Here is a 23,691-nt window from a genome sequence, read left to right as displayed (position 1 = left end):
CATGTGATGGGCGGGGAGCCGCGTCCGTCATGCGAGGCCGCGCGCAGGACGCGGCACATACGGGAAGAGAACGGGAAATCGGGGGAACGCCACATGGAACGGCCTACGGAACAGCTGGAGGACAACGCCTCGCTGACGTTCGAGGGATGGGGATACCGGCACGCCTCGCGACGGCACTTCGCCGTGCGCGACCTGAACCTCACGATCGAGGCCGGCCAACGCGTGCTGCTCATCGGTGCCTCGGGCATCGGCAAGTCCACGATCCTCGAGGGAGCGGCCGGGCTGCTGGGCGACGGCGCGACGGGCGACGGGACCGACGGCGGCGACGCGCAGGGCGAGGACGCGGAGGGCGGCGTCACCGAGGGACGCATCCTCGTCGACGGCGTCCCCGTGCACCGGGCCGTCGGACGCGTGGGGCTCGTCCTGCAGGACCCGGACGCGCAGGCCGTCTTCCAGCGGTTGGGCGACAACGTGGCGTTCGGCCCGGAGAACCTCGACGTGCCGCGCGACGAGATCTGGCGGCGCGTGCGCGAATCCCTCGCCGCGGTGGGGCTCGACGGCGTGCAGCTGCACCGCTCCACCATGCACCTGTCCGGCGGGCAGATGCAGCGGCTCGCATTGGCGGGCGCCCTGGCCATGCGCCCCGGCGTGCTGCTGCTCGACGAGCCCACCGCCAACCTCGACCCGGACGGCGTCACGCAGATCGTCGGCGCGGTGCGCGACGTGCTCGCCGCGCACCGGTCCACGATGGTGCTCGTGGAGCACCGCGCCGGCCCGTGGATCGACCTCATCGACCGCGTGGTGGTGCTGGGCCTGGAGACCGACGACCAGATGGCCGCACGCGTGGAACGGCGGGGACTGGACGACGAGGTGGACCGTTCCGGGTTCCGCCGCACCGTCGTGGTGGCCGACGGCACGCCGGACGAGGTGTTCGGCGACGCGTCCCTCGATTTCGCCTCGCTGGGCATCTGGGTGCCGGAACGCTACCGCCGCGCGGACGACGCGATCCGACGCATCCGCGTGGACGGCGAGCCCGACTCGGACCCGGCCGTCGGCACCGGGGAGACCGTGCTCTCCTGCCGCGACCTCGCCATCGGACGCGGCGGCAAGGCCATCGCCGAACACATCGACCTCGACTTCGCGGCCGGGCAGATCACGGCGCTCGTCGGCGCGAACGGCGCCGGCAAGTCCACGCTTTCGCTCACGCTGTCCGGACTGCTCGAACCCGTCGCCGGCAGGGTCGTCGCCTCGCCGCGCCTCGCCGAAGGCGCGGACGGGGACGAGCCGATCCGCTGGAAGTCCACCGACCTGGCGTCGCGCATCTCCTACGTGTTCCAGAACCCCGAGCACCAGTTCGCGCGCGGCAGCGTGCTCGAGGAGGTCATGCTCGCGCCGCTGCGCTGCGGCATGGGGCGAGAGGAGGCCGAGTCGCGCGCGCGGACGCTGCTGCGGCGCTTCTCGCTCTCCCAGTACGCCAACGCCAACCCGTACACGCTCTCCGGCGGCGAGAAGCGCCGTCTCACCGTGGCGTCCGCCCTGGCCGCCGCACCGCGCGTGCTGCTGCTCGACGAGCCCACGTTCGGCCAGGACCGGCGCACGTGGGGCCAGATCGTGGAGCTCATCGGCACGCTGCGCGGCGACGACGTGAGCGTCATCGTCGTCACGCACGACCGCGAGCTCGTCACGGCGTTGGGCGCCCGGCTGGTGGAGCTCGTCCCCGCGCACGCCGCGGGGGAGTGGGACGTGCGGGACGGAGCCGATCCGTCGGGCGCCGCGGCCGTTCCGGACGCCTCGGGAGACGCCGATGCCTCGGAGGCGCACGGCCCGCGCGTCATCGCCGTCAGCGAGGTCAACGCGCGCGAGGAGCCGCCGCGGCAGTCGAGCCGGTCGCGCTTCCTCGCCTCGCTCAACCCCGCGATCCGTCTGATCGGCGCGTTCGCCGCGTCCATCCCCATGCTGTTCAGCCTCGACTGGGTGTCCGCGTCCGTGGCGGTGGCGCTCGAGTTCGCGCTGCTCATGGCGGCCGGGTTCTCGCCGCTGCGCATCGTGAAGTCCACGTGGCCCGTGTGGGTGGGCGCGCCCACGTCGGCGCTCGCCGTGCTGCTGTACGGCAAGGCGGGCGGCAGCACCTGGTGGCAGTGGGGGCTCATCCACGTCACCGACCGGTCCGCGGAGCTCGCCGTGGCCACGTCGGTCAGGATCCTCGCCATCGGCATCCCCGCCATCATCACCGTGCTCGGCATCGACGCCACGGACCTGGCCGACTCGTTCAGCCAGATCCTCCATCTGCCCGACCGGTTCGTGTACGGCGGACTCGCCGGCATGCGCCTGTTCTCCGTGCTGCAGGACGACTGGACCGCGCTGACCGCGTCCCGCCGCTCGCGCGGGCTCGGCGACGAGAGCCGCGTGCGCGCCTTCGCGCCCCAGGCGTTCGCGCTGCTGGTGCTGTCGATCCGACGCTCCACCACGCTCGCCACGGCCATGCAGTCGCGTGGATTCGGCGGCGACGGGCCGCGCAGCCACGCGCGCGTGAGCGAGGTGCACGTGCGCGACTGGGCGTTCGTCGCGGTCTGCCTCGCCGTGCCCGCGGCGGCGCTCACGTCCGCCTGGCAGGCCGGCACCTTCTCGTTCATGGGCGGCTGAGCCGCTAAGCTAGGGTCACATGCCCATCAACACCGCTCTCATCGACAATCCGAAATCGGACCGCGTGCGCCACGTCGCGGATCTCGCGTCGCGCAGGACGCGCGAACGCACCGGACGGTTCCTCATCGAGGGGCCCCAGTCCGTGCGCGAGGCCGTGCGCTGGCGTCCCGACGTCGTCCAGGACCTGTACGTGGAAGTCACGGAATCCGTGCGCGGGGCCCGTCCCATCTCGCTGACCGTGCAGGCCATCGAGGACGAGTCGCAGGACTCCACGATCTACGTCCATCACGTGACCGGGGACGTCATGCGGCGCATCAGCAAGGATGCGCAGGGCATCGCGGCCGTGGGCAACGCGGCGGCGATGCGGACGAGACCTGCGGACGTGCGCCTCAAGCCCGGCGACCTCGTCGCGGCGTTCTGGCAGGTGCGCGACCCGGGCAACGCGGGCACGGTGATCCGAGCCGCCGACGCCGCCGGATGCGCGGCCGTGATCTTCGTCGACGACTGCGTCGACCGGCTCAATCCCAAGGTGATCCGCTCCACGGCCGGATCGCTGTTCCACATTCCCGTACTCGCCATGGGCACCGACGAGTTCTTCGCGTTCTGCCATGACCGCGGCGCCGAAGTGTGGGCCGCGGACGTCTACGGCACCGCCGACCGCAAGCCGGAGTCGCTGCCGGACGCGCTCGCGGGCCGCGGCGGCGAACCGGGCAGGCCCACGGCCGTGCTCTTCGGCAACGAGGCGCGCGGACTGGATGCGGCCGAGCTCGTCCGGACGGACCGCATCGTGTCGATCCCGATCTACGGCAAGGCCGAGTCGCTGAACCTCGGCACGAGCGCGGCGATCATGCTCATGAGCATGGCTATGTCGAGTCATGCTGGGACAATTTGGGCGGTTTGACGGCAATAACGAAAGGGTTCTTGTGGCAGAAGCAGTGCTCTTCGACGCCGCAGCGGTGACGGCGCAAGTCACCGAAGGCATCGAGAAGATCCAACAGGCCTCCAGCACGGAGGAATTGAAGGCGCTCAGGTCGCAGTACGCCGGCGCGGATTCGGCGATGACGAAGGCGAGCAAGGCCATCGGCTCGCTGCCGAACGATCAGAAGAAGGAAGCCGGCAAGGTCATGGGCAAGCTGCGCGCCGATTTCGGCCGCGCGTTCGCCGCCCGCGAGGAGCAGGTCAAGGCCGCCGAGGAGCAGGCCGCGCTGGCAGCCGAGACCGTGGACATGACCCAGCCGGTCACGCGCCGTCCGCTCGGCGCCCGCCACCCGCTGGCCAAGCTCATGGAGGACGTGCAGGACTTCTTCACGTCCATGGGCTGGATCATCGCGGACGGCCCCGAGGTGGAGACCGAATGGTACAACTTCGACGCGCTGAACTTCGGTCCCGACCATCCGGCCCGCCAGATGCAGGACACGTTCTACGTCAAGGGCGACAAGGCGCACGACGCCGCCGGCTTCGTCGGCTCCAACATGGTCATGCGCACGCAGACCTCGTCCGACCAGGTCCGTTCGCTCATCACGCACGGCGTGCCGCTGTACCTGGCGTGCACGGGCCGCGTGTTCCGCACCGACGAGCTCGACGCCACGCATTCGCCGGTGTTCCACCAGTGCGAGGCGCTGGCCGTGGACAAGAACCTCACCATGGCTGACCTCAAGGGCGTGCTGGACAAGCTCGCGGTCGCGATGTTCGGCGAGGGCGCGAAGACCCGTCTGCGTCCGAGCTACTTCCCGTTCACCGAGCCGAGCGCCGAGATGGATCTGTGGTTCCCGGACAAGAAGGGCGGTCCCGGCTGGATCGAGTGGGGCGGCTGCGGCATGGTCAACCCGAACGTGCTCAAGTCCGCGGGCCTCGACCCGAAGGTCTACTCCGGCTTCGCGTTCGGCGTGGGCATCGAGCGCACGCTGCTGCTGCGCCACGACATCAACGACATGCACGACCTCGTGGAGGGCGACGTGCGATTCAGCGAACAGTTTGTGATGGGGGAGTGATCCGACATGCCCATGGTAGATATCGATTGGCTCAAGGAGCATGTTGAGGTCCCCGAGGGCCTGACGTACGACCAGCTCGCCAAGGATCTGGTCAGGGTCGGACTCGAGGAGGAGGAGATCCACCGCTCCACCGTGACCGGACCGATCGTGGTGGGCTACGTGGTCGACTGCGTGAAGGAGCCGCAGAAGAACGGCAAGGTCATCAGCTGGACGCACGTGGACGTCGGCGACGAGTACAACGCCACCGACGAGAACGGCAACAAGGTGCCGCGCGGCATCGTGTGCGGCGCGCCGAACATGGCCGCCGGCGAGAAGGTCGTCGTGACGCTGCCGGGCGCCGTACTGCCGGGCGACTTCCGCATCGAGCCGCGCAAGACCTACGGCCACGTCTCCGACGGCATGTGCGCCTCGGAGCGCGAGCTGGGCCTCGGCGACAACCACGACGGCATCATCCTGCTGCGCAACTACGGCTTCACCACCGAGCAGTACGAGGCCCTCAAGCCCGGCGACGACGCGATGAGCCTGCTGCATCTCGACCAGCCGATCCTGGAGATCAACATCACCCCGGACCGCGGCTACGCGTTCTCGTACCGCGGCGTGGCCCGGGAATTCCACCACTCCACCGGCGCCGCCTACACCGATCCGGTGACCGAGCTCAACGCGCACGTGCCGGATCTCGCCGCCACCGCGGTGGACGCCTCCGTGCCCAGCGACGTCGAGGTGTTCGTGGAGGACAACAACCCGATCCACGGCGTGGTGGGCTGCGACCGCTACTACGCGCGTGCCATCCACGGCTTCGATCCGTCCGCGCGCACGCCGAACTGGATGCGTCGCCGCCTCACCCGAGCCGGCATGCGCTCCATCTCCCTGGCGGTGGACGTTACCAACTACGTGATGATGGATCTCGGCCAGCCGATGCACGCCTACGATCTGGACAAGCTCGAGGGTCCGATCGTCGTGCGCCGCGCCAACCCCGGCGAGCATCTGGTCACGCTGGACGGCAAGGACCACGAGCTGAGCCCTGAAGACCTGCTCATCACCGATTCGCCGAACGGCCAGCGCGCCTCGCGCATCATCGGCCTTGCCGGCGTGATGGGCGGCCTGTACGGCGAGGTCACCAGCGAGACGAAGAACATCCTGCTGGAGGCCGCGCACTTCGACCAGGTGTCCATCGCCCGCTCCGCGCGCCGCCACAAGACCCCGTCCGAGGCGTCCCGCCGCTTCGAGCGCGGCGTCGACCCGCAGCTGCAGCCGGCCGCCGCGCAGATGGCCGCCGAACTGCTCACCCGCTACGGCAACGGCGTCGCCTCCGCGCATCCGGCCGACCTCAACACCGTGCCGCGCCGCAAGTCCATCCACTTCAAGGCGAGCGAGGTCAAGCGCCTCACCGGCCTGGATCTGGGCCTCAACACGATCAGCGACGTCCTGAGCGACATCGGCTGTACGCTGGGCGGCGGCGGCAACGGCGAGTTCCTCGTCTCCCCGCCGAGCTGGCGTCCGGACCTCGGCGAGCCGTGCGACCTGGTGGAGGAGGTCGCCCGTCTGATCGGCTACGACCAGATCCCGGTGCGCGTGCCCCCGGCGGCCATCATGATGGACGGCGGTCTGACCGCGAACCAGCAGCGCCGCCGCTGGGTCGCCGACACGCTGGCCGAGTACGGTCTCGTGGAGACGCTGAGCTACCCGTTCGTGGGCGACGAGGACTACAAGGTCTTCGGCTACGACGCGGACGAGACCAAGGCGCACAGCGTGGAGCTGGTCAACTCCCTGTACGGCGACCGCAAGTTCCTGCGCCGCTCCCTGCTGCTCACCCTCGCGCAGACCGTGCAGCGCAACCTGCGCCGCGGTCTGGAGGACGTGAGCCTGTACGAGATCGGCCACGTCTATCTGCTCGATCCGAACGCGCCGGCCATCCCCGCGCTGCCCGGCGCGGTGCGTCCGTCCGATGAGGACCTCGCCGCGCTCGACGCCGGCCTGCCGGCGCAGCCCGACCATGTGGCCGCCATTTTCACCGGCAACGCCACGGATGACGGCTGGCTCAAGGACCGCCGTCCCGTGGACTGGACGGACGCCGTGGAGGCGGTGCGCCGCATCGTCGACCGTCTGGGCGCGCATGTGTCGCTGGTCCAGCCGGCCGCCGCCGACGCTCCGGCGCAGTGGCATCCCGGCCGCGTGGCGTTCGTCGAGTTGGCGGACGGCACCGTGATCGGCACCGTCGGCGAGCTGCATCCGCACGTCGACGAGGCGCTGGGCTTCCCGACGCACACGTCGGCGTTCGAGCTGAACCTGACCGCGCTGTTCGCCTCGCTGGACGACAAGCCGTTCCAGGCGAAGCCGATCTCCACGTTCCCGCCCGTCAAGCAGGACCTCGCGTTCACCGTGTCCGACGACGTGACCGCCGCCCAGCTCGAGGACGCGATCCGCGCCGCCGCCGGCGACGTGCTGGAATCCATCAGCCTCTTCGACGTGTTCACCGGCGACCAGATCGGCGAGCACCAGAAGTCGCTGGCCTACGCGGTCACCTTCCGCGCCGCCGACCGTACGCTCACGGCCGACGACAGCGAGGCCATCCGCAGGGCCATCGTGGACGAGGCCGCCAAGATCGGCGCGCAGCTGCGCGCCTGACGGCCCGACCGACATCCGACGAAGGGGCGACATGAACGATTCGGAGCGACGCGGCGAAGGCCGGCCGGCGTACGGCGCGATGCGCAGCGACTACCCGGCGTATGACCCGTACCTGTACGGCGCTCCGGATCCGTCCCCGTCGTCCCCCTCGGCCGGTCCGGCGGCGCCCAGCGGGGCACGCCTGCAGCCGCAGCCGCAGTCCGGTCCGCGGCGGAATCCGGCGCGACGCGGCAGGTCGTCGCACCGCTACGGGGTCGATCTCGACGATCCGCGGCAGAATCCGCTGTACGGGCACTGGGATCCGTACGCGGTCATCTCGCTCGTCTTCGCCATCCTCTTCGCCAACATGCCGCTGCTGCCCGCGGTGGTGGGCGTTCTGGCCATGTGGCGCACCCGCACCTTCCGCATGAAGGGGTTCGGGCTCGCGCTGGCGGCCGTGATCATCAACGTGCTGACGTCGCTCGTGGTGCTGTGGGCCGCCTACAACGGGATGAGCCTGCAGGACATGATTCTGGACATGTACGGGATCGGCTCGGGCTCGAACGGCTCCGGCGGGGGAACCGTGCAGGCGATCGTCTGAGCAGGCCGTCCCGGAGACGATTCCACGAACGAACGGATGCGCCCGCCGTCATGCGGCGGGCGCATCCGTTCGTTCGTATCCCGGCCCGGTGCCGGGTCCGCGCAACACGCCACTGCATAGTTATGCATCAGTCTGCATAGAAGCGTATACTCGGCCGGGTACGTTGCGTAAGTGAAGGACGTGATATGGCGAAGTATACGGTTGCGGTGGCCGGTGCCACCGGCTATGCGGGAGGCGAGGCGCTGCGCATTCTGGCGGCGCATCCCGAATTCGAGGTCACGTGCGTGGCCGGTCATTCCTCGGTGGGGGAGAAGCTGGGCAGGCACATGCCCCACATTCCCCAGCTCGCCGATCTGACGGTCGAGGACACGACGCCCGAGGTCCTCAACGGCCACGACGTCATCATTCTCGCGCTGCCGCACGGCGCTTCCGGCAGGCTCGCCGCGCAGCTCGACCCCGACGCCGTCGTCGTGGATCTGGGCGCCGACCATCGCCTCGAGGAGCAGTCGGCATGGGACGCCTTCTACGGCGGCGACTTCTACGAGCACTGGACCTACGGCATGCCCGAACTCATCCTCGGCAGGGACGCGAACGGCGACTACGTGCGCCAGCGCGGGCGGCTGCACGGCGTCAAGCGCATCGCGGGCCCCGGCTGCAACGTGACGGCGACGACGCTGGCGTTCCAGCCCGCCGTGGCCGAAGGGCTGGTGGAGCCGACGGACATCGTGGCCGATCTGGTCGTGGGCTACTCCGGCGCCGGCAAGAGCCTCAAGCGCACCAATCTGCTGGCCTCCGAGGCGCTCGGATCCGCGCTGCCGTACGGCGTGGGCGGCACGCACCGCCACATCCCCGAGATCCTGCAGAACCTCGCGCACGCCGCCGGACTCGACGCCGCGCACGCTGACGACTTCACGCTGGGCTTCACACCGGTGCTGGCGCCCATGGCGCGCGGCATCCTCGCCTGCGTGTCCGCCAAGATGACCGACAAGGGCCTGGCGCTGAGCGACGCCGAGATCCGCGCGATCTGGGAGCGCGCCTACGCGGGGCAGGACTTCATGGTGCTGCTGCCCGAGGGCACGCTGCCGGCCACCGGCAACGTCATCGGCTCGAACGCGGCGCACCTGCAGGTCGTCACCGACCGCAACGCCGGCCGTCTCATCGCCTTCGCGGCCATCGACAACCTCAACCGCGGCACCGCCGGACAGGCCGTGCAGTCGCTCAACATCGCACTGGGACTCCCCGAGGATCAGGGACTGACGAAGATTGGAGTAGCACCGTGAGCGTCACGTTCGCACAAGGATTTTCCGCAGCCGGAGTCTCCGCCGGCATTTCGGCCGTCGAAGGCAAGAAGGATCTCGCGCTGGTCGTCAACGACGGCCCGCTGGACGTCGCCGCCGGCGTCTTCACGCCGAACCGCTTCTGCGCGGCTCCCGTGCAGTGGTCGCGCAAGGTCGTGGCCGACGGCCATCTCAAGGCCGTGATCCTCAATTCCGGCGGCGCGAACGCGTGCACCGGCGCTGCCGGCTACCAGCAGTCGGTCGACACCGCCGAGAAGGTGGCTTCGCTGCTCGGCACCGAGGCGCAGTCGATCGCCGTGTGCTCCACCGGCCTCATCGGCGAGCTGCTGCCGCTCGACCGCGTGCTCGCCGGCGCCGAGGCCGCCTTCGCGGCGCTCGACGACGGCGAACAGGCCGGCGCCGACGCGTCGCACGCCATCATGACCACCGACACCAAGCCCAAGACCGTCGAGCTCGAAGGCACGGGCTACCGCATCGGCGGCATGGTCAAGGGCTCAGGCATGATCGCTCCGCAGCTGGCCACCATGCTGTGCGTCATCACCACGGACGCCGACGTGACGCCCGAGCTGGCGCGCGAGGCGCTGTCGGCCGGCACGTCTGTGACGTTCAACCGCATCGACGTCGACGGATGCCAGTCCACCAACGACACGGTACTGCTGCTTGCCTCCGGCGCGTCCGGCGTGAAGGCCGACCCGGAGGAGTTCAAGGCGCTGGTCGCCAAGGCATGCGCGTCGCTGGCGCGCCAGATCATCGGCGACGGCGAGGGCGCGAGCCATGACATCCGCATCACCGTGACCGGCGCCGCGAGCGAGGACGCCGCGCTGGCATGCGGCCGCGCCGTGGCCGCCTCCAACCTGCTCAAGTGCGCGATCAGCGGCAACGATCCGAACTGGGGCCGCATCGTGAGCTCGCTGGGCACGGTGCCGCCGGACGTGGCGCCGTACGACGCCGAGCAGGTGACCGTGGACGTCAACGGCGTGCGCATCTGCGAGCACGGCGGCGCCGGCCGCGACCGCTCCGAGGTGGACATGACGCCGCGTGAGGTGCACATCGACATCGACCTCAACGCGGGCGACGCCGAGGCCACCGTCTGGACCGACGACCTCACCCACGAATACGTGCACATCAACGCGGACTATGAAAGCTGATCGGCCCTGCGGGACCGAAACGGGAAAGGATAGCGAATTGGCAGAGGTCAAGGGACCCGGTTTCCACTTCGACGTGCATACCGACCTGCGGGCCGACCAGAAGGCGGAGGTGCTCATCGAGGCGCTCCCGTGGCTCGAGGAGTTCGCCGGGCAGCGCATCGTCGTCAAGTACGGCGGCAACGCCATGGTGGACGAGCATCTCAAGCAGTGCTTCGCCGAGGACATGGTGTTCCTGCGTCAGGTTGGTCTGCACCCGATCGTCGTGCACGGCGGCGGACCGCAGATCTCGCGGATGCTCAAGGCGCTCAACATCGAGTCCGAGTTCAAGGGCGGCCTGCGCGTCACCACGCCGGAGGCCATGGACGTGGTGCGCATGGTGCTCACCGGCAAGGTGTCGCGCGAGCTGGTGGGGCTCATCAACGCGCACGGCCCCATGGCGGTCGGCCTGTCCGGCGAGGACGGAGGCCTGTTCTCCGCCATGCAGCGCAAGCCCGTCATCGACGGCAAGCCCACGGACATCGGTCTGGTGGGCGACGTGGTGAGCGTGGACGCCTCCGCCGTGGAGGACCTCGTCGCGGCCGGCCGCATCCCGGTCGTCTCCTCCGTGGCGCCCAACGAGGACGACGCCACCGAGGTGCTCAACGTGAACGCCGATTCGGCCGCCGCCGCGCTGGCCGCCGCCGTGGGCGCGCGCAAGCTCGTCATCCTCACGGACGTGGACGGCCTGTACGCCGACTGGCCGGACAGGAACTCCCTGATCGGACGCATCGGCGTGGAGAACCTGCGCGACATGCTGCCTGACCTCGAATCCGGCATGAGGCCCAAGATGGAGGCGTGCGTGCGCGCCATCGACGGCGGCGTGCCGCAGGCGCACATCATCGACGGGCGCAAGCCCCATTCCATCCTGAACGAGATCTTTACCTCCGCGGGCATCGGCACCATGGTCGTTCCCGAGGACGGCATCGAGATGAGGAGCTCCTATGGCTACGGCAACTGAGACACTCGGACCCGAGGACAGCAAGTGGATCGGCGAGTACCGTGACGTGCACATGAACGTGTTCGGCACGCCGCTGCGCGTCATGGACCACGGCAGGGGCGCGCACATCTGGGACGTCGACGGCAACGAATACCTCGACTTCCTCGGCGGCATCGCCGTGAACGCGCTCGGCTACGCGCACCCCAAGTGGGTCGAGGCGGTGTCCGCGCAGGCCGCCAAGGTGGCGCACACCAGCAACTACTTCGCCACCGAGCCGCAGATCGAGCTCGCCGCGAAGCTCGTGAGGCTGGCGGGCGCGCCCGAGGGCTCGCACGTGTACTTCGGCAACTCCGGCGCTGAGGGCAACGAGGCGGCGCTCAAGCTCGCCAAGCTGTACGGCCGCACCCTGCCGGGCGCCCTGCCGGCCATCGGCGGCAAGCCCGCGCGCATCATCGCCCTGACGCACGGCTTCCACGGCCGCACGCTCGGCGCGCTGTCCGCCACGTGGAAGCCCGCCATCCGCAAGCCCTTCGAGCCGCTCGTGCCCGCCATCGAGTTCGTGGAGTCCGGGGACATCCAGGCCATGCGCGACGCCTTCGCCGCCACCGGCGTGGGCGAGTTCGGCAAGGGGCCCGTCGCCGCCGTCATCATGGAGCTCATCCAGGGCGAAGCCGGCGTGCGTCCGCTCGGCGCGGAGTACGTGCGTCAGGTGCGCGCGCTGTGCGACAGGCATCAGGCGCTGCTCATCATCGACGAGGTGCAGACCGGCATCGGCCGCACCGGCAAGTGGTTCGCCTTCCAGCGCGAGGACCTCTCCGGCGGCATCACGCCGGACGCCGTCACGTTTGCCAAGGGCGTGGCCGGCGGCTTCCCGATGGGCGGCCTCATCGCCTTCGGCTCCAGACTCTCCTCCCTGTTCACGCCGGGCTCGCACGGCTCCACGTTCGCCGGCAATCCGCTCGGCGCCGCCGCGGCACTGGCCACGCTGGGCGCGATCGAGGACGAGAACCTGCTCGCCAACGCCGAGGAGCGCGGCCGTCAGCTGCGCGAGGGACTCATGGAGACCGGCAACCCGCTGTACGTCTCCACGCGAGGCCGCGGTCTGCTCGACGCCGTCGAACTGGCGCACCCGTGCTCGCACGCGCTGGCGAACTGGGCGCTCGAACGCGGCCTGATCGTCAACGCCGTGGCCCCCGATGCGCTGCGCTTCGCCCCGCCGCTGATCGTCACCGAGCAGGACGTGGACCAGCTCGTCGCCGTCCTCGCCAAGGCGCCCACCGATCTGCCCGACGACTGACCGGCGACCGGCTCGGGGACCGTTCCGCCCCGCCGGCACCTTTCCACTCATCAACCACATCCACCCATCCAACATAAGGAGAACGTGACATGACCGGACAACTGCGCCACATGCTGCGCGACGACGACGTGAACCACGAGGAGCAGAAGCAGATCCTCGAACTGGGCATGCGCTTCCGCGAGAACCGTTTCTACTCCCGTCCGTTCGAGGGCCCGCAGGCCGTGGCCGTGCTGTTCGACAAGCCCAGCACCCGCACCCGCTCCAGCTTCTCGATCGGCGTGGCCGAGCTCGGCGGCTACCCGCTCGTCATCGACAAGTCCAGCTCCCAGCTGGGCCGCGGCGAACCGGTGGCCGACACCGCGCGCGTGCTCACCCACATGGCCTACGGCATCGTCTGGCGCACCTTCGGTCAGGACCGCGTGGAGGAGATGGCCAAGTACGCCACCTGCCCCGTCGTCAACGCGTTGACCGACCAGTTCCACCCGTGCCAGATCCTCGCGGACTTCCTCACCATCGCGCAGTTCCGTGGCGGCGTGGACGCCCTCAAGGGCAAGACCATCGCCTACGTGGGCGACGCGGCCAACAACATGTCCAACTCGTACCTGCTCGGCGGCGCCGTCGCCGGCATGCACGTGCGCGTGGCCGGCCCGTACGGCTACCTGCCGGATCCGGCCATCGTGGCGGACGCCGAGCGCATCGCGGCCGAGAACGGCGGCTCCGTCCTCGTGACCACCGACGCCAGGGAGGCGGTCAGGGACGCCGACTGCGTCTTCACCGACACGTGGGTCTCCATGGGCGAGGAAGCCGAGTACGCCATCCGCTCCAAGCCGTTCTGGAACTACCAGGTCAACGACGAGCTCATGGCCCTCGCCAAGCCGGACGCGCTGTTCCAGCACTGCCTGCCGGCCTACCGCGGCAAGGAGGTCACCGCCTCGGTGATCGACGGTCCGCAGTCCGTGGTGTGGGACGAGGCCGAGAACCGCCTGCACGCCCAGAAGGCGCTGCTCACCTGGCTCATCGCCCAGCAGCGCGACGACATGAGCCTGCTCGGGGACGTCGCCTGAGGCGGCTCATGGGCGAAGCCGAATCATCCAACCCGCTGCAGCGCCCCAGCTCGCGCGCGGCGCGGCACAGCGCGATCGAGGACGCGCTGGCGAGGTATGTGATCACCTCCCAGCAGCAGCTCTCCGAGGTGCTGGCCAAGGAGGGCATCGAGGCCACGCAGGCCACGCTGAGCCGTGACCTCGACGAGATCCACGCCGCCAAGGTGCGCCGCCCCGACGGCACCACCGCGTACGCCACCCCGAGCATGCTCGAGGCGGCGGCGCAGGGCATGGTGGGGGAGGCCCGGGCCGGTCAGCAGATCGGTCGCATCCTCAGCGGCCTCATCACGTCGGTGGCGGCGGCGAGGAACCTCATCGTCGTGCACACGCCGTCCGGCGCGGCGCAGTACGTCGCCTCGGTGATCGACCGCCAGCCCATCGCCGGCGTGCTCGGCACCATCGCCGGCGACGACACGGTCATGGTCATCGCGGAAAGCGACGACGTGGCGCGCAAGCGCGCCGACTGGCTGCTGGCCGTGGCCTCGAAGTGAGCCTTGTGGTCCCCGTCCGCCGGAACGCGGGCGGGGACCACATTCCGACACGCCGTGCATAATTATACGTACCTATGCATATACTCATGCTCAACGCATTCGTGAGAAAGGCATTCCATGGCAGACAACAATCGTCTCGTTCTGGCGTACTCCGGCGGTCTTGACACGTCGGTCGCCATCTCGTACCTCAAGGAGCGCACCGGCAAGGACGTCGTCGCGGTGTCCCTCGACGTCGGCCAGGGCGGCGAGAGCCTCGAGACCATCAAGAACCGCGCGCTGGCGTGCGGCGCCGTCGAGGCATACGTCGTGGACGCCCGCGACGAGTTCGCCAACGAGTACTGCATGAAGGCCCTCAAGGCCAACGCCATGTACGAGGGCGTGTACCCGCTGGTCTCCGCCATCTCCCGCCCGCTCATCAGCAAGCACCTGGTGCGCGCCGCCCACCAGTTCGGCGCCGACACCATCTCCCACGGCTGCACCGGCAAGGGCAACGATCAGGTGCGCTTCGAGGTGTCCATCGCCTCCATCGACCCGAAGCTCAAGGCCATTAGCCCGATCCGCGACCTGTCGCTGACCCGCGACGTGGAGATCGCGTTCGCCAAGGAGCACAAGCTGCCCATCGAGCAGACCGAGAAGAGCCCGTACTCCATCGACCAGAACGTGTGGGGCCGCGCCATCGAGACCGGCTTCCTCGAGGATCCGTGGAACGCGCCCACCAAGGACTGCTACTCCTACACCGACGATCCGGCGTTCCCGCCCGTCGAGGACGAGGTCGTCATCGAGTTCAAGGAAGGCATCCCGGTCAAGATCGACGGCCGCGACGTCACCCCGCTGCAGGCCATCGAAGAGATGAACCGCCGCGCCGGCGCGCAGGGCATCGGCCGCATCGACCTCATCGAGGACCGTCTCGTGGGCATCAAGTCCCGCGAGCTGTACGAGGCCCCGGGCGCCGTGGCGCTCATCACCGCGCATCAGGAGCTGGAGAACTGCTGCCTGGAGCGCGAGCAGCACCGCATCAAGCGCGACATCGACAAGCGCTGGGCCGAGCTGGTCTACGACGCGCAGTGGTTCTCCCCGGCCACGCAGTCGCTGAACGCGTTCATCGAGGACACGCAGAAGTACGTGTCCGGCGAGATCCGCATGGTGCTGCACGGCGGCCGCGCCGTCGTCACCGGCCGTCGCTCCGACGCGTCCCTGTACGACTACAAGCTGGCCACCTACGATTCCGGCGACACCTTCGACCAGAAGTCCTCCAACGGCTTCATCGACATCTACGGCCTGCCGAGCCGCGTGGCCGCCGCCCGCGACATCAAGTTCGGCAACGCCATCGACGTTCCCGAGAACACCGTCGAGTGAGCGTCGCAGAGTGAGCGTCGCAGCGGCTGCATAGCCGAATAGGCGAATAGCTGCATAGCTGAATGGCTGAATAGACGGGGACTGGTCCATGCGGGCCGGTCCCCGTTGTGCATATCGTCTGCGATTGGAGCGATTGGGATTCGCTGGGGGATCGTAGTTCACCAATGATTGCGGTTCGCTGAGGATTGCGGTTCATCGACGATTGCGGTTCGGTGGCGATCATGGTCCTCGACGATCGCAGCGCACCCAGTATCAGTGCGCTCATCGATGGGAGAGATGGGGAAGAGAGGCAGTCAGCGCCTACCGGTGCGCGTTGATCCAGAGGATGGCGAGCTGCGTGCGGTTGGTCAGCCCGAGCTTGTCGAGCATGCCGCTGATCCGGTTGCGCACGGTGCCCTCGCTCAGGTACAGCCGATGCGCGATGTCGCGGTTGTCGAGCCCTTCGGCCACCAGCGCGGCGACATCCTTCTCCTTGTCGCCGAGCAGCGCATCCAGCGATGCCGCATCCGCCGCCGAATCCTGCATCTGCACGGCTGCGGACTGGGCTCCCGCAGCATCCGGGCCGCTGCCGGTGAGCTTGCCGAGCACGTCCTCGCCCAGCACCACCTGACCGGCCATGACCGACTGGATCGCCGGACCCACCGCCGCAACGTCCTGCTTGATCAGATACCCTTTGGCGCCCAGCGCCATCGCCGTCGTGATGTACGCGCGGTCCGCAAACGTGGTGAGGAACAGGATGCGCGCCGCAGGATCCCTGCGCAGAATCTCCCGGGACGCGTCGATGCCGTCACGGCCCGGCATCTGAATGTCGATGAGCAGCACATCCGGGCGGCTGGACGGCGCCGCGAAATATCGTTCGACCGCCTCGTCGCCGTCGTTCGCCGTCCACAGCACCTTGGCCGCGCCGGTCGCAGTCAGAATCGTCTCCAGCGACTGGCAGACGATCGGGTCGTCATCCACGATCGCAATGGTCATCCCCGCTCCTTCCGTTCCATCCGGCCGACTGTTCCATGTCGTCCGTTCCATGTCGTCCGTCCCTCCGCATTCCCTCGGACTCGCTCCAGCGCGCCTTGGGCACGGCGGCGAACACGCGCCACCCCGCGCCATAGGGGCCGCATGACGCCGTGCCGCCCAGCGCGCGCACCCGAGCCTCGATGTCCGCGATTCCCATGCCGCGCGCCGGGTCGCCTCCCATGCCGTCCTGGCCGTGTCGCGCACCGTCCGCGGCGCTCGCGCCAGCGGTCGAGGCCGGTCCGGGATCATAGACGACCAGCTGCCAGAACGCCGGAAAGTCGCGCAGCGTCACCGTCGCCTCGCGCGCCTCGCTGTGGTGCACCACATTGGCCAGCGCTTCGCGGATCACCGTGGCCAGGCATCGCGCAACGGGTGCCGGCGCCGACGCGACGTCGTTCTCCAGATGCACGGCAAGCCTGCCGCCCACGTCGGCGAACGCGCGGGACGCGTCGGCGATCTGCGCCGCGAAGTCAACGCCGTCATCCTCCAGATCGTGCACCGACCGGCGCACCATCGTCATCGCATCATCCAAGGTGCCGCCCAGTGCGGCGAATCCGCCGGCGGCCGTGGCGTCCCCGGTCGCTTCGGCCACGGCGCGTCCGGCCTGCGTTTGCATGATCGCACGCGTCAGCAGATGCCCCACGTTGTCGTGAATGTCGCGGGCGATGCGCGACCGTTCGCCAAGCGTGGCCATGCGCACCGACTGGGCGCGTTCCTCGGCCACATCCGCCAGCCTGACGCGAATCGACCGCGACGACTCGCGAAGCCGGTCATCCGACCGGCGCAGCAGCGTGCGCAGCGTCGCCGTCCGTCGCGCATCCGCTCCCAGCGCGAAGCCGATCGCCGCAGCCGGCACGAGCAGCGCCGCAGCCGCAGCCTGCGCGGGGCCGGAACGCGCATCAAGCAGCAAGCAGGCCAGCGGCAGCGCCCACAGCCAGCGCGCCGCCGTCGCAGCGCGCGCCAGCCATGGCGTCGACGACCAGGCGGCAGCCTGAGCCAGCCGCGCCGACATCGCCGAGCGCATGAGCGGAGCAATCCGCGCCGCATCGAATGCGGCAAGCGGCAGGAACATGCGACAATCCCCGTCGAACACGGCTAGCAGCGCGAACGCGGCAGGAGGCGCCCATGCCGCCCGGCTCGCGGCAAGCCATTCGGCTGCGCCCGAAGCGGCCACCGCCGTCAGCAGCGCCACGACCAGCGACGCATCCACGACGGCTGCCGCCGCGCTCGCCATGCTGCCGGCATCGCCAACAGCGCCAACGGCGGACGCTGCGGCGACGCGGACGATCAGAGCGCACGCCATGCACAGCGCCAGCAGCAGTCCCTTCTCGGCCATGATCCGCACGGCATCCTCCGATGCTCATCGTCACCCTTTGCCTCCAGCCTACCCGCATGCAGGCGACCCGTCCGCAGGCGACCCGCTCGTGCACGACCCGCACGGAACCGGTGACAAATGTCACCGTCCAGCGCGGCAAACGTGACGTTCGCAGGTGGCAGGGCACGCGTCCCGCATGCGACGATGAAGCCATCCACAGGAAAGGAGCGGACATGGCGAACAGCAACACCGTCCTCGGGACTCGCGCCCAGGAAGCCGCAACGCCGGCCATCAGCGTCTCGAAGCTCGTCAAACGCTACGGCGACATGGTGGCGCTCGACCACTTCGACCTCGAGGTGCGCCGAGGCGAGATCTTCGGTCTGCTGGGCCCCAACGGCTCCGGCAAGACCACGGCGATCAACTGCATCCTGGCGCTGCTCACCTACGATTCGGGCACGATCCGCGTCTTCGGCGAGCCGATGACGCCCGCCAGCTACGCGCTCAAGCGGCGCATCGGCCTCGTGCCGCAGAACGTGGCCGTGCTCAACGAGCTGACCGTCGAAGAGAACATCGACTACTTCTGCTCGCTCTACGTGCCAAGGAAGGCGGACCGCACTCCGCTCGTCGAGGAGGCGATCGAATTCGCCGGACTCGGCGACTTCCGCAGGTTCCGTCCCGGCAAGCTCTCCGGCGGCCTGCTGCGGCGCCTCAACATCGCCTGCGGCATCGCGCACAGGCCCGACCTCGTCTTCTTCGACGAGCCGACCGTGGCCGTGGACCCGCAGAGTCGCAACGCGATCCTCGAAGGCATCAGGCGTCTCAACGAGGCGGGCGCGACCGTGGTGTACACCAGCCACTACATGGAGGAGGTCGAGGAGATCTGCGACCGCATCCTCATCATGGATCACGGCAGGCATCTGGCGCTCGGCACCGCCGACGAGCTCAAGACCATGATCGACGCGGGCGAACGCATCACCGTCGAATCGCCGGACGTCGCCGACGAGACGCTCGCCGCCGTGCGCGCGCTCGGATTCGTCGTAGAGGCCTCCTACGACGGCCGCGAGCTCGATGTGCGCTGCCGCCGCGGCGAGCACAACCTCGTGGATCTGCTCGGCGTGCTGCGCGCCGCCGGCGTGAACATCGGACACCTCACCAGCCGCCCGCCGACGCTCAACGACGTGTTCCTGGAGCTCACCGGCAAGGCGCTGCGCGACTGACCGGAAAGGAGACAGCCATGTGGTCCACATTCGTCATGACCCTCAAGGCGAACCTGCGCAACCGGCAGGCGCTGTTCTGGCTCATCGTCTTCCCGCTGGCGCTGGCCACCCTGTTCAACGGCATGCTCGGCGATCTGGCGAAGGGCTATGAGGTCAGGGCGCTGCCGCTCGCAGTGGTCGAGGACGCGAACTGGGATCAGGCGCCCGGCGCGCAGGCGTTCATCGGCGCGATGTCCGGGCAGGCGACTGCGTCAGGGCAGGCGGCGGAATCCGGGAACGCCGCGGAATCCGAGCAGGACGCCACTGAGTACGCCACGGTCGAGCGGCTCGTGGACGCCACTCCGGCCGAGTCCATCGACGGCGCCCGCGCCGCGCTTGCGGACGGCAGCGCGAAGGGCTACCTGCGCGTGGACGGCGACGGGCGCATCGCGCTGGCGCTGTCGCCGTCCGCCGCGGAGGCGATGGGCGGCATCTCGCCCACCGACACGAACGGCGCGGTCGCGGTCGCCGTGCTCAACAGCATGATCGGCCTGTACAACCGCACCGACGCGACCGTGCGCGACCTGCTCGCCGCCCACCCCGAAGCGGCGTCGAGCCAGGCGTTCTGGTCGTCCGTGGGCAACACCGCGGGAGCGGCGCGCGAGGTTTCGCTCACGAACGTCAAACCGGACATGACGGCCCGGTACTTCTATGCGCTGCTCGGCATGGCCTGCCTCATGGCCATGGGATATGCGATCTCGGCGGTCACCTACGCGCAGGCGAACCTGTCGCCGCTGGGCATCCGCCGCACGGTGGCGCCGCTCGGGCGCGGCCGCCAGCTGCTGGCCGGATTCCTCGCCGGCTGGCTGTGCTCCGGCGTGAGCCTCACCATCGCGCTTGCCTACATTCGCTACGTGTGCGACGTGCCGCTGGGCGGACGCGAGCCGGCCGCCGTGGCGGCCGTGGCGGTGGCCTCGTTCATGGCATGCGCGCTCGGCACGATGATCGGCGCGATACCGCGGCTGCGGCACAGCGTGAAGGTGGGCCTGACGAGCGCGATCCCATGCGCCCTGTCGCTGTTCTCCGGCCTGTACGGCCAGTTCGCGATGGACCTGAGCGACTGGATCGCGCGCCATGCGCCCGTTCTTGCGCTCATCAACCCCGCGCAGCAGGTGACGAACCTGTTCTACGACATCCTCTACTACGACAGCTACCGTCCGTTCATCGGAACCTGCGGCGTTCTGCTTGCCATGAGCGCCGTGTTCCTCGCCGCCGGCGCGGCCATGCTCAAGGAGCAGCGCTATGAACACCTGTAAGGCAACGGTGCGCGTGCTCATCGCGCACAAGCTCTACATCATCATCTACCTGATCGTCATCGGCATCATGATGCTCGCCATCACGGGCTCGACGCTGACGAGCGGCAAGGACACCGCGGGCGACGCCTACGATCCCGGCAGGGCGACCGTCGCCATCGTGGACCGCGACGGCAACCGCGGCAGCATCGCCGCATCGCTGCGCGCGTATCTGGCCGCCGACGCCGACATGACGGATCTCGCCGACGATCCCGAGACCCTGCAGCAGGCGGTCGCTTCGAACTGGGTCGATCTGATCGTCATCATCCCGTCGGGCTACGCGGACGAGCTGCTCGCCTCTGCGAAGGACGGCGGGCAGGCTCCGGTCGTCGAGACCGTCACCAGCTACACGTCCGGCGTGGGCGCGACCGCGTCCATTGCCGCCAGCGGATTCCTGTCGCTGACGCGCACGGAGCTGATCGGCGCGAGCGCAGCGCAGTCCTCGTCGGCATCCCCGGACCTTGCCGCGCTGGACGCTGCTGCGCAGACGGTGCGGGACGTCGCCGCAGACGGGGATGCGAACCGCACGATCGCAGTCGACCGCTCCGGCGCTGCGGCTGAAGGCGCGACGTCCGCCGCGGAGCAGGCCGCGTCCGGCTTCGGCGACATGATCAAGGCGGCGCTCTACCCGCTGTTCCTTGCGATGACCGTCTGCACGTCGCTCGTGTCCGGCGTGTTCAACGACGGCGAGACCAGGCGCCGCCTGTTCGCCTCGCCGCAGCGTTCCGCGACGATGGGCATGCAGCGCATGGCCACCCTGTGCGCGTTCGCGCTGATCGTAGTGGCCGGCTACCTGCTCGCCGCCGTGGCGCTCATGATCGCGGGCGGACTGAATCCGACGGACCTGCCACCGGTCGGCACGCTCAGGGCGATCGCATCGGCCTGCGTCTATGCGCTGATGACCGTGGCCTGCGGCTTCCTGCTCGGCGAGGCCGGGACCAGCGACACGCTGGCCAACGGATTCGCCAACGTGTTCGGCCTGCTGCTCCTGTTCACCTCGGGCGCCACGTTCCCGCTCGACATGATCCCCGCGCCGATGCTCGCCATCGGTCGCATGCTGCCCGGCTGGTGGTACAGCGCGGCCATCGACGACGCGCTCGGCATCGGCACGGCCGCATCCGGGGGAGCGGACGTGGCCGGATGGGCCGTCTCCACCGGCATCGTGGCGCTGTTCGCCGTGGCGTTCGTCTTCCTAGGTCTGGCCGCCGGCCGCATCCGCCGCTCCCGTCCCACGGCGGTCGCCCCGGCCGTCACGCAGCTCGCCGAGGCGTGAGCCGAACCGTTCGTTCCAACCTGCGGGGTGCTTGGCGCAGGTTGGAACGATCGTGCCATCGGCTGGTCATCGGCCAGCACAGACTGAGCGGATTGAGTCTCTGCCATCGCACAATGAGCAAATCCAGTTCCGTAGGGCGCTGATTCGGCCTCTACGGAACTGGATCCGCTCACTTTGCATATGCCAGAACTGGATTTGCTCACTTTGCGCGTGCCGGAACTACATCTGCTCAGTTTGTGCGTGCTAAGACTGCATCCGCTCACTGTGCGCATGCCGGAACTGGATCCGCTCACTGTGCGCGAAGCACATCGACGGCGCGTCCGGCGCGATGTAGCCGCGCGCTGATAGGCTGGCATGCGATCTGAATCGGACAGAACAACCTTGTCGCAAGGAGCACACGCATGGCCGACAACAACGAACACCTCGCCCTGTGGGGCGGCCGCTTCACCTCCGGTCCGTCGCCGGAGCTGGCGCGCCTGAGCAAGTCCACCCAGTTCGACTGGCGTCTCGCCGACGACGACATCGCCGGCTCCCGCGCCCACGCCCGCGCGCTCGGCCGCGCCGGCCTCCTGAGCGCCGACGAGCTCAAGCGCATGGAGGACGCGCTCGACGAGCTGCAGCGCCGCGTGGACGACGGCAGCTTCGCGCCCATCGAGGACGACGAGGACGAGGCCACCGCGCTGGAACGCGGCCTCATCGACATCGCCGGCGACGAACTCGGCGGCAAGCTGCGCGCCGGCCGCTCCCGCAACGACCAGATCGCCTGCCTGATCCGCATGTGGCTGCGCCGCCACGCGCGCGTCATCGCCGGCCAGCTGCTCGGCCTCGCCAACGCGCTGATCGCGCAGAGCGAGAAGGCCGGCAAGACCGTCATGCCCGGCCGCACGCACATGCAGCACGCCCAGCCCGTGCTGCTCGCCCACCAGCTCATGGCGCATGCGTGGCCGCTGCTGCGCGACGTGCAGCGCCTCATCGACTGGGACCGCCGCATCAACGCATCGCCCTACGGTTCCGGCGCGCTCGCCGGCAACACGCTCGGCCTCGACCCGGAGGCCGTGGCGCGCGAGCTCGGCTTCTCCCGCGTCACCGACAACTCCATCGACGGCACGGCCAGCCGCGATCTCGTGGCCGAGTTCGCGTTCGTGGCCGCCATGGCCGGCGTCGACATCTCCCGCCTGAGCGAGGAGATCATCATCTGGAACACGCAGGAGTTCGCGTTCGTCAAGCTCGACGACGGCTACTCCACCGGCTCCTCGATCATGCCGCAGAAGAAGAACCCGGACATCGCCGAGCTGGCGCGCGGCAAGTCCGGCCGTCTCATCGGCGACCTGACCGGCCTTCTGGCCACGCTCAAGGGCCTGCCCACCGCGTACGCGCGCGATCTGCAGGAAGACAAGGAAGCCGTGTTCGACCAGGTCGACACGCTCGAAGTGCTGCTGCCCGCGTTCACCGGCATGGTCGCCACCATGCGCTTCGACGCCGACCGTCTCGAAGCCGAGGCGCCCACCGGTTTCGCCCTCGCCACCGACATCGCCGAATGGCTGGTCAAGAACGGCGTGCCGTTCCGCCACGCGCACGAGCTTTCCGGCGCCTGCGTCAAGATCGCCGAAGGCCGCGGCCAGGAGCTGTGGGATCTCACCGACGACGACTTCATCGGCGCATTCAACGGCTTCCTGCCCGCCGACAAGGCCCCGCAGGTGCGCGAAGTGCTCTCCAGCCACGGCTCGGTCAACTCCCGCAACGGCAAGGGCGGCACCGCCTACGGCCGCGTGCGCGAGCAGATCGTCGACGCCAAGGCCGAGGTCGAAGAGCTCAAGCTGTTCGCCGACTCCACGTCCGACGGCCCCGCCTACAAGGCGCCCGGCAGCTTCTGATCGGCGACCGATCCGCCGCGATCCTTCCTTCGGGGCTCCCCGTCCACGCCGTCGGGGAGCCCCGAATCGTTCCGACGGACGATGCCGCGTGCCGTCTTGCCGTCTAGAATGCATCACAGCAAGGGAAAGTGACGGGTTAACGCCGTCGGACGCATGAGG

General features: G+C 69.2%; 17 protein-coding genes and 1 pseudogene. 16 read left to right on the top strand and 2 right to left on the bottom strand.

The genetic code is table 11. From position 1 onward, the window contains the following. Window positions 1-123 precede the first annotated feature (123 nt). The 12 genes and pseudogenes from G1C96_RS02445 to G1C96_RS02390 all read left to right on the top strand — a co-directional run. Window positions 124-2,643: pseudogene (locus G1C96_RS02445) on the top strand (ATP-binding cassette domain-containing protein); the annotation flags it as partial. A 19-nt stretch (window positions 2,644-2,662) separates the two neighbouring features. Next, window positions 2,663-3,544, top strand: a complete 882-nt coding sequence (locus G1C96_RS02440) for a TrmH family RNA methyltransferase (RefSeq protein ID WP_169275031.1) — start codon at window positions 2,663-2,665, stop codon at window positions 3,542-3,544. A gap of 22 nt (window positions 3,545-3,566) precedes the next feature. Next, window positions 3,567-4,634, top strand: a complete 1,068-nt coding sequence (gene pheS, locus G1C96_RS02435) for a phenylalanine--tRNA ligase subunit alpha (protein ID WP_169275030.1) — start codon at window positions 3,567-3,569, stop codon at window positions 4,632-4,634. Between the two features lie 6 nt (window positions 4,635-4,640). Further along, the gene (gene pheT / locus G1C96_RS02430; RefSeq protein WP_205831998.1) at window positions 4,641-7,259 is read left to right on the top strand and encodes a phenylalanine--tRNA ligase subunit beta; all 2,619 of its coding nucleotides are present in this window, start codon (window positions 4,641-4,643) and stop codon (window positions 7,257-7,259) included. Between the two features lie 31 nt (window positions 7,260-7,290). Beyond that, the gene (locus G1C96_RS02425; RefSeq protein WP_169275028.1) at window positions 7,291-7,839 is read left to right on the top strand and encodes a DUF4190 domain-containing protein; all 549 of its coding nucleotides are present in this window, start codon (window positions 7,291-7,293) and stop codon (window positions 7,837-7,839) included. A 185-nt stretch (window positions 7,840-8,024) separates the two neighbouring features. After that, on the top strand, window positions 8,025-9,119 hold the full coding sequence (gene argC / locus G1C96_RS02420) for an N-acetyl-gamma-glutamyl-phosphate reductase (protein ID WP_169275027.1): 1,095 nt from the start codon (window positions 8,025-8,027) through the stop codon (window positions 9,117-9,119). Further along, complete coding sequence (argJ, locus tag G1C96_RS02415; RefSeq protein WP_169275026.1) at window positions 9,116-10,285, top strand: bifunctional glutamate N-acetyltransferase/amino-acid acetyltransferase ArgJ; 1,170 nt, start codon at window positions 9,116-9,118, stop codon at window positions 10,283-10,285. The genes argC and argJ overlap by 4 nt, the downstream gene beginning before the upstream one ends. A 73-nt stretch (window positions 10,286-10,358) precedes the next feature. Continuing rightward, the gene (gene argB / locus G1C96_RS02410) at window positions 10,359-11,282 is read left to right on the top strand and encodes an acetylglutamate kinase (RefSeq protein WP_470286886.1); all 924 of its coding nucleotides are present in this window, start codon (window positions 10,359-10,361) and stop codon (window positions 11,280-11,282) included. Next, window positions 11,266-12,558, top strand: a complete 1,293-nt coding sequence (locus tag G1C96_RS02405) for an acetylornithine transaminase (protein WP_169275024.1) — start codon at window positions 11,266-11,268, stop codon at window positions 12,556-12,558. The genes argB and G1C96_RS02405 overlap by 17 nt, the downstream gene beginning before the upstream one ends. Before the next feature lie 89 nt (window positions 12,559-12,647). Next, complete coding sequence (argF, locus tag G1C96_RS02400) at window positions 12,648-13,622, top strand: ornithine carbamoyltransferase (protein ID WP_169275023.1); 975 nt, start codon at window positions 12,648-12,650, stop codon at window positions 13,620-13,622. Window positions 13,623-13,630: 8 nt separating this feature from the next. Then, window positions 13,631-14,152: an arginine repressor gene (locus tag G1C96_RS02395; RefSeq protein WP_169275022.1), complete on the top strand. Its 522-nt coding sequence runs from the start codon at window positions 13,631-13,633 to the stop codon at window positions 14,150-14,152. A gap of 117 nt (window positions 14,153-14,269) precedes the next feature. Further along, entirely contained in the window at window positions 14,270-15,508 is a 1,239-nt protein-coding gene (locus G1C96_RS02390) for an argininosuccinate synthase (protein ID WP_169275021.1), read from the top strand. A 300-nt stretch (window positions 15,509-15,808) separates the two neighbouring features. Here the strand turns inward: G1C96_RS02390 and G1C96_RS02385 are convergent, their stop codons facing one another. Both G1C96_RS02385 and G1C96_RS02380 read right to left on the bottom strand, forming a co-directional pair. Beyond that, on the bottom strand, window positions 15,809-16,483 hold the full coding sequence (locus G1C96_RS02385; RefSeq protein WP_169275020.1) for a response regulator transcription factor: 675 nt from the start codon (window positions 16,481-16,483) through the stop codon (window positions 15,809-15,811). Then, window positions 16,461-17,867 carry a sensor histidine kinase gene (locus tag G1C96_RS02380; protein ID WP_335341905.1) on the bottom strand — a complete coding sequence of 469 codons (1,407 nt, stop codon included), beginning with the start codon at window positions 17,865-17,867 and terminating at the stop codon, window positions 16,461-16,463. Before G1C96_RS02380 ends, G1C96_RS02385 begins: the two co-directional genes overlap by 23 nt. A gap of 203 nt (window positions 17,868-18,070) precedes the next feature. Here G1C96_RS02380 and G1C96_RS02375 point away from each other — a divergent pair, with 203 nt between their 5' ends. From G1C96_RS02375 to argH, 4 genes are all read left to right on the top strand, one after another. Continuing rightward, on the top strand, window positions 18,071-19,054 hold the full coding sequence (locus tag G1C96_RS02375) for an ABC transporter ATP-binding protein (protein WP_169275019.1): 984 nt from the start codon (window positions 18,071-18,073) through the stop codon (window positions 19,052-19,054). A gap of 17 nt (window positions 19,055-19,071) precedes the next feature. Then, the gene (locus G1C96_RS02370; protein ID WP_169275018.1) at window positions 19,072-20,349 is read left to right on the top strand and encodes an ABC transporter permease; all 1,278 of its coding nucleotides are present in this window, start codon (window positions 19,072-19,074) and stop codon (window positions 20,347-20,349) included. Then, window positions 20,336-21,658, top strand: coding sequence for an ABC transporter permease (locus G1C96_RS02365; protein WP_169275017.1), 1,323 nt, complete (start codon window positions 20,336-20,338; stop codon window positions 21,656-21,658). Before G1C96_RS02370 ends, G1C96_RS02365 begins: the two co-directional genes overlap by 14 nt. A 401-nt stretch (window positions 21,659-22,059) precedes the next feature. Further along, window positions 22,060-23,532: an argininosuccinate lyase gene (argH, locus tag G1C96_RS02360; protein WP_169275016.1), complete on the top strand. Its 1,473-nt coding sequence runs from the start codon at window positions 22,060-22,062 to the stop codon at window positions 23,530-23,532. Window positions 23,533-23,691 lie beyond the last annotated feature (159 nt).

The organism is Bifidobacterium moraviense, from assembly GCF_012932365.1.
Taxonomy (GTDB): domain Bacteria; phylum Actinomycetota; class Actinomycetes; order Actinomycetales; family Bifidobacteriaceae; genus Bifidobacterium; species Bifidobacterium moraviense.
This window is presented reverse-complemented; position numbering and strand designations above follow the sequence as displayed.

What these genes read in the sequence shown, in the direction of transcription:
- G1C96_RS02440 (WP_169275031.1), top strand. Translation starts at nt 2,663, where the DNA reads ATGCCCATCAACACCGCTCTCATCGACAATCCGAAATCGGACCGCGTG.
- pheT (WP_205831998.1), top strand. Translation starts at nt 4,641, where the DNA reads ATGCCCATGGTAGATATCGATTGGCTCAAGGAGCATGTTGAGGTCCCC.
- G1C96_RS02425 (WP_169275028.1), top strand. Translation starts at nt 7,291, where the DNA reads ATGAACGATTCGGAGCGACGCGGCGAAGGCCGGCCGGCGTACGGCGCG.
- argC (WP_169275027.1), top strand. Translation starts at nt 8,025, where the DNA reads ATGGCGAAGTATACGGTTGCGGTGGCCGGTGCCACCGGCTATGCGGGA.
- G1C96_RS02405 (WP_169275024.1), top strand. Translation starts at nt 11,266, where the DNA reads ATGGCTACGGCAACTGAGACACTCGGACCCGAGGACAGCAAGTGGATC.
- argF (WP_169275023.1), top strand. Translation starts at nt 12,648, where the DNA reads ATGACCGGACAACTGCGCCACATGCTGCGCGACGACGACGTGAACCAC.
- G1C96_RS02395 (WP_169275022.1), top strand. Translation starts at nt 13,631, where the DNA reads ATGGGCGAAGCCGAATCATCCAACCCGCTGCAGCGCCCCAGCTCGCGC.
- G1C96_RS02390 (WP_169275021.1), top strand. Translation starts at nt 14,270, where the DNA reads ATGGCAGACAACAATCGTCTCGTTCTGGCGTACTCCGGCGGTCTTGAC.
- G1C96_RS02385 (WP_169275020.1), bottom strand. Translation starts at nt 16,483, where the DNA reads ATGACCATTGCGATCGTGGATGACGACCCGATCGTCTGCCAGTCGCTG.
- G1C96_RS02375 (WP_169275019.1), top strand. Translation starts at nt 18,071, where the DNA reads ATGGCGAACAGCAACACCGTCCTCGGGACTCGCGCCCAGGAAGCCGCA.
- G1C96_RS02370 (WP_169275018.1), top strand. Translation starts at nt 19,072, where the DNA reads ATGTGGTCCACATTCGTCATGACCCTCAAGGCGAACCTGCGCAACCGG.
- G1C96_RS02365 (WP_169275017.1), top strand. Translation starts at nt 20,336, where the DNA reads ATGAACACCTGTAAGGCAACGGTGCGCGTGCTCATCGCGCACAAGCTC.
- argH (WP_169275016.1), top strand. Translation starts at nt 22,060, where the DNA reads ATGGCCGACAACAACGAACACCTCGCCCTGTGGGGCGGCCGCTTCACC.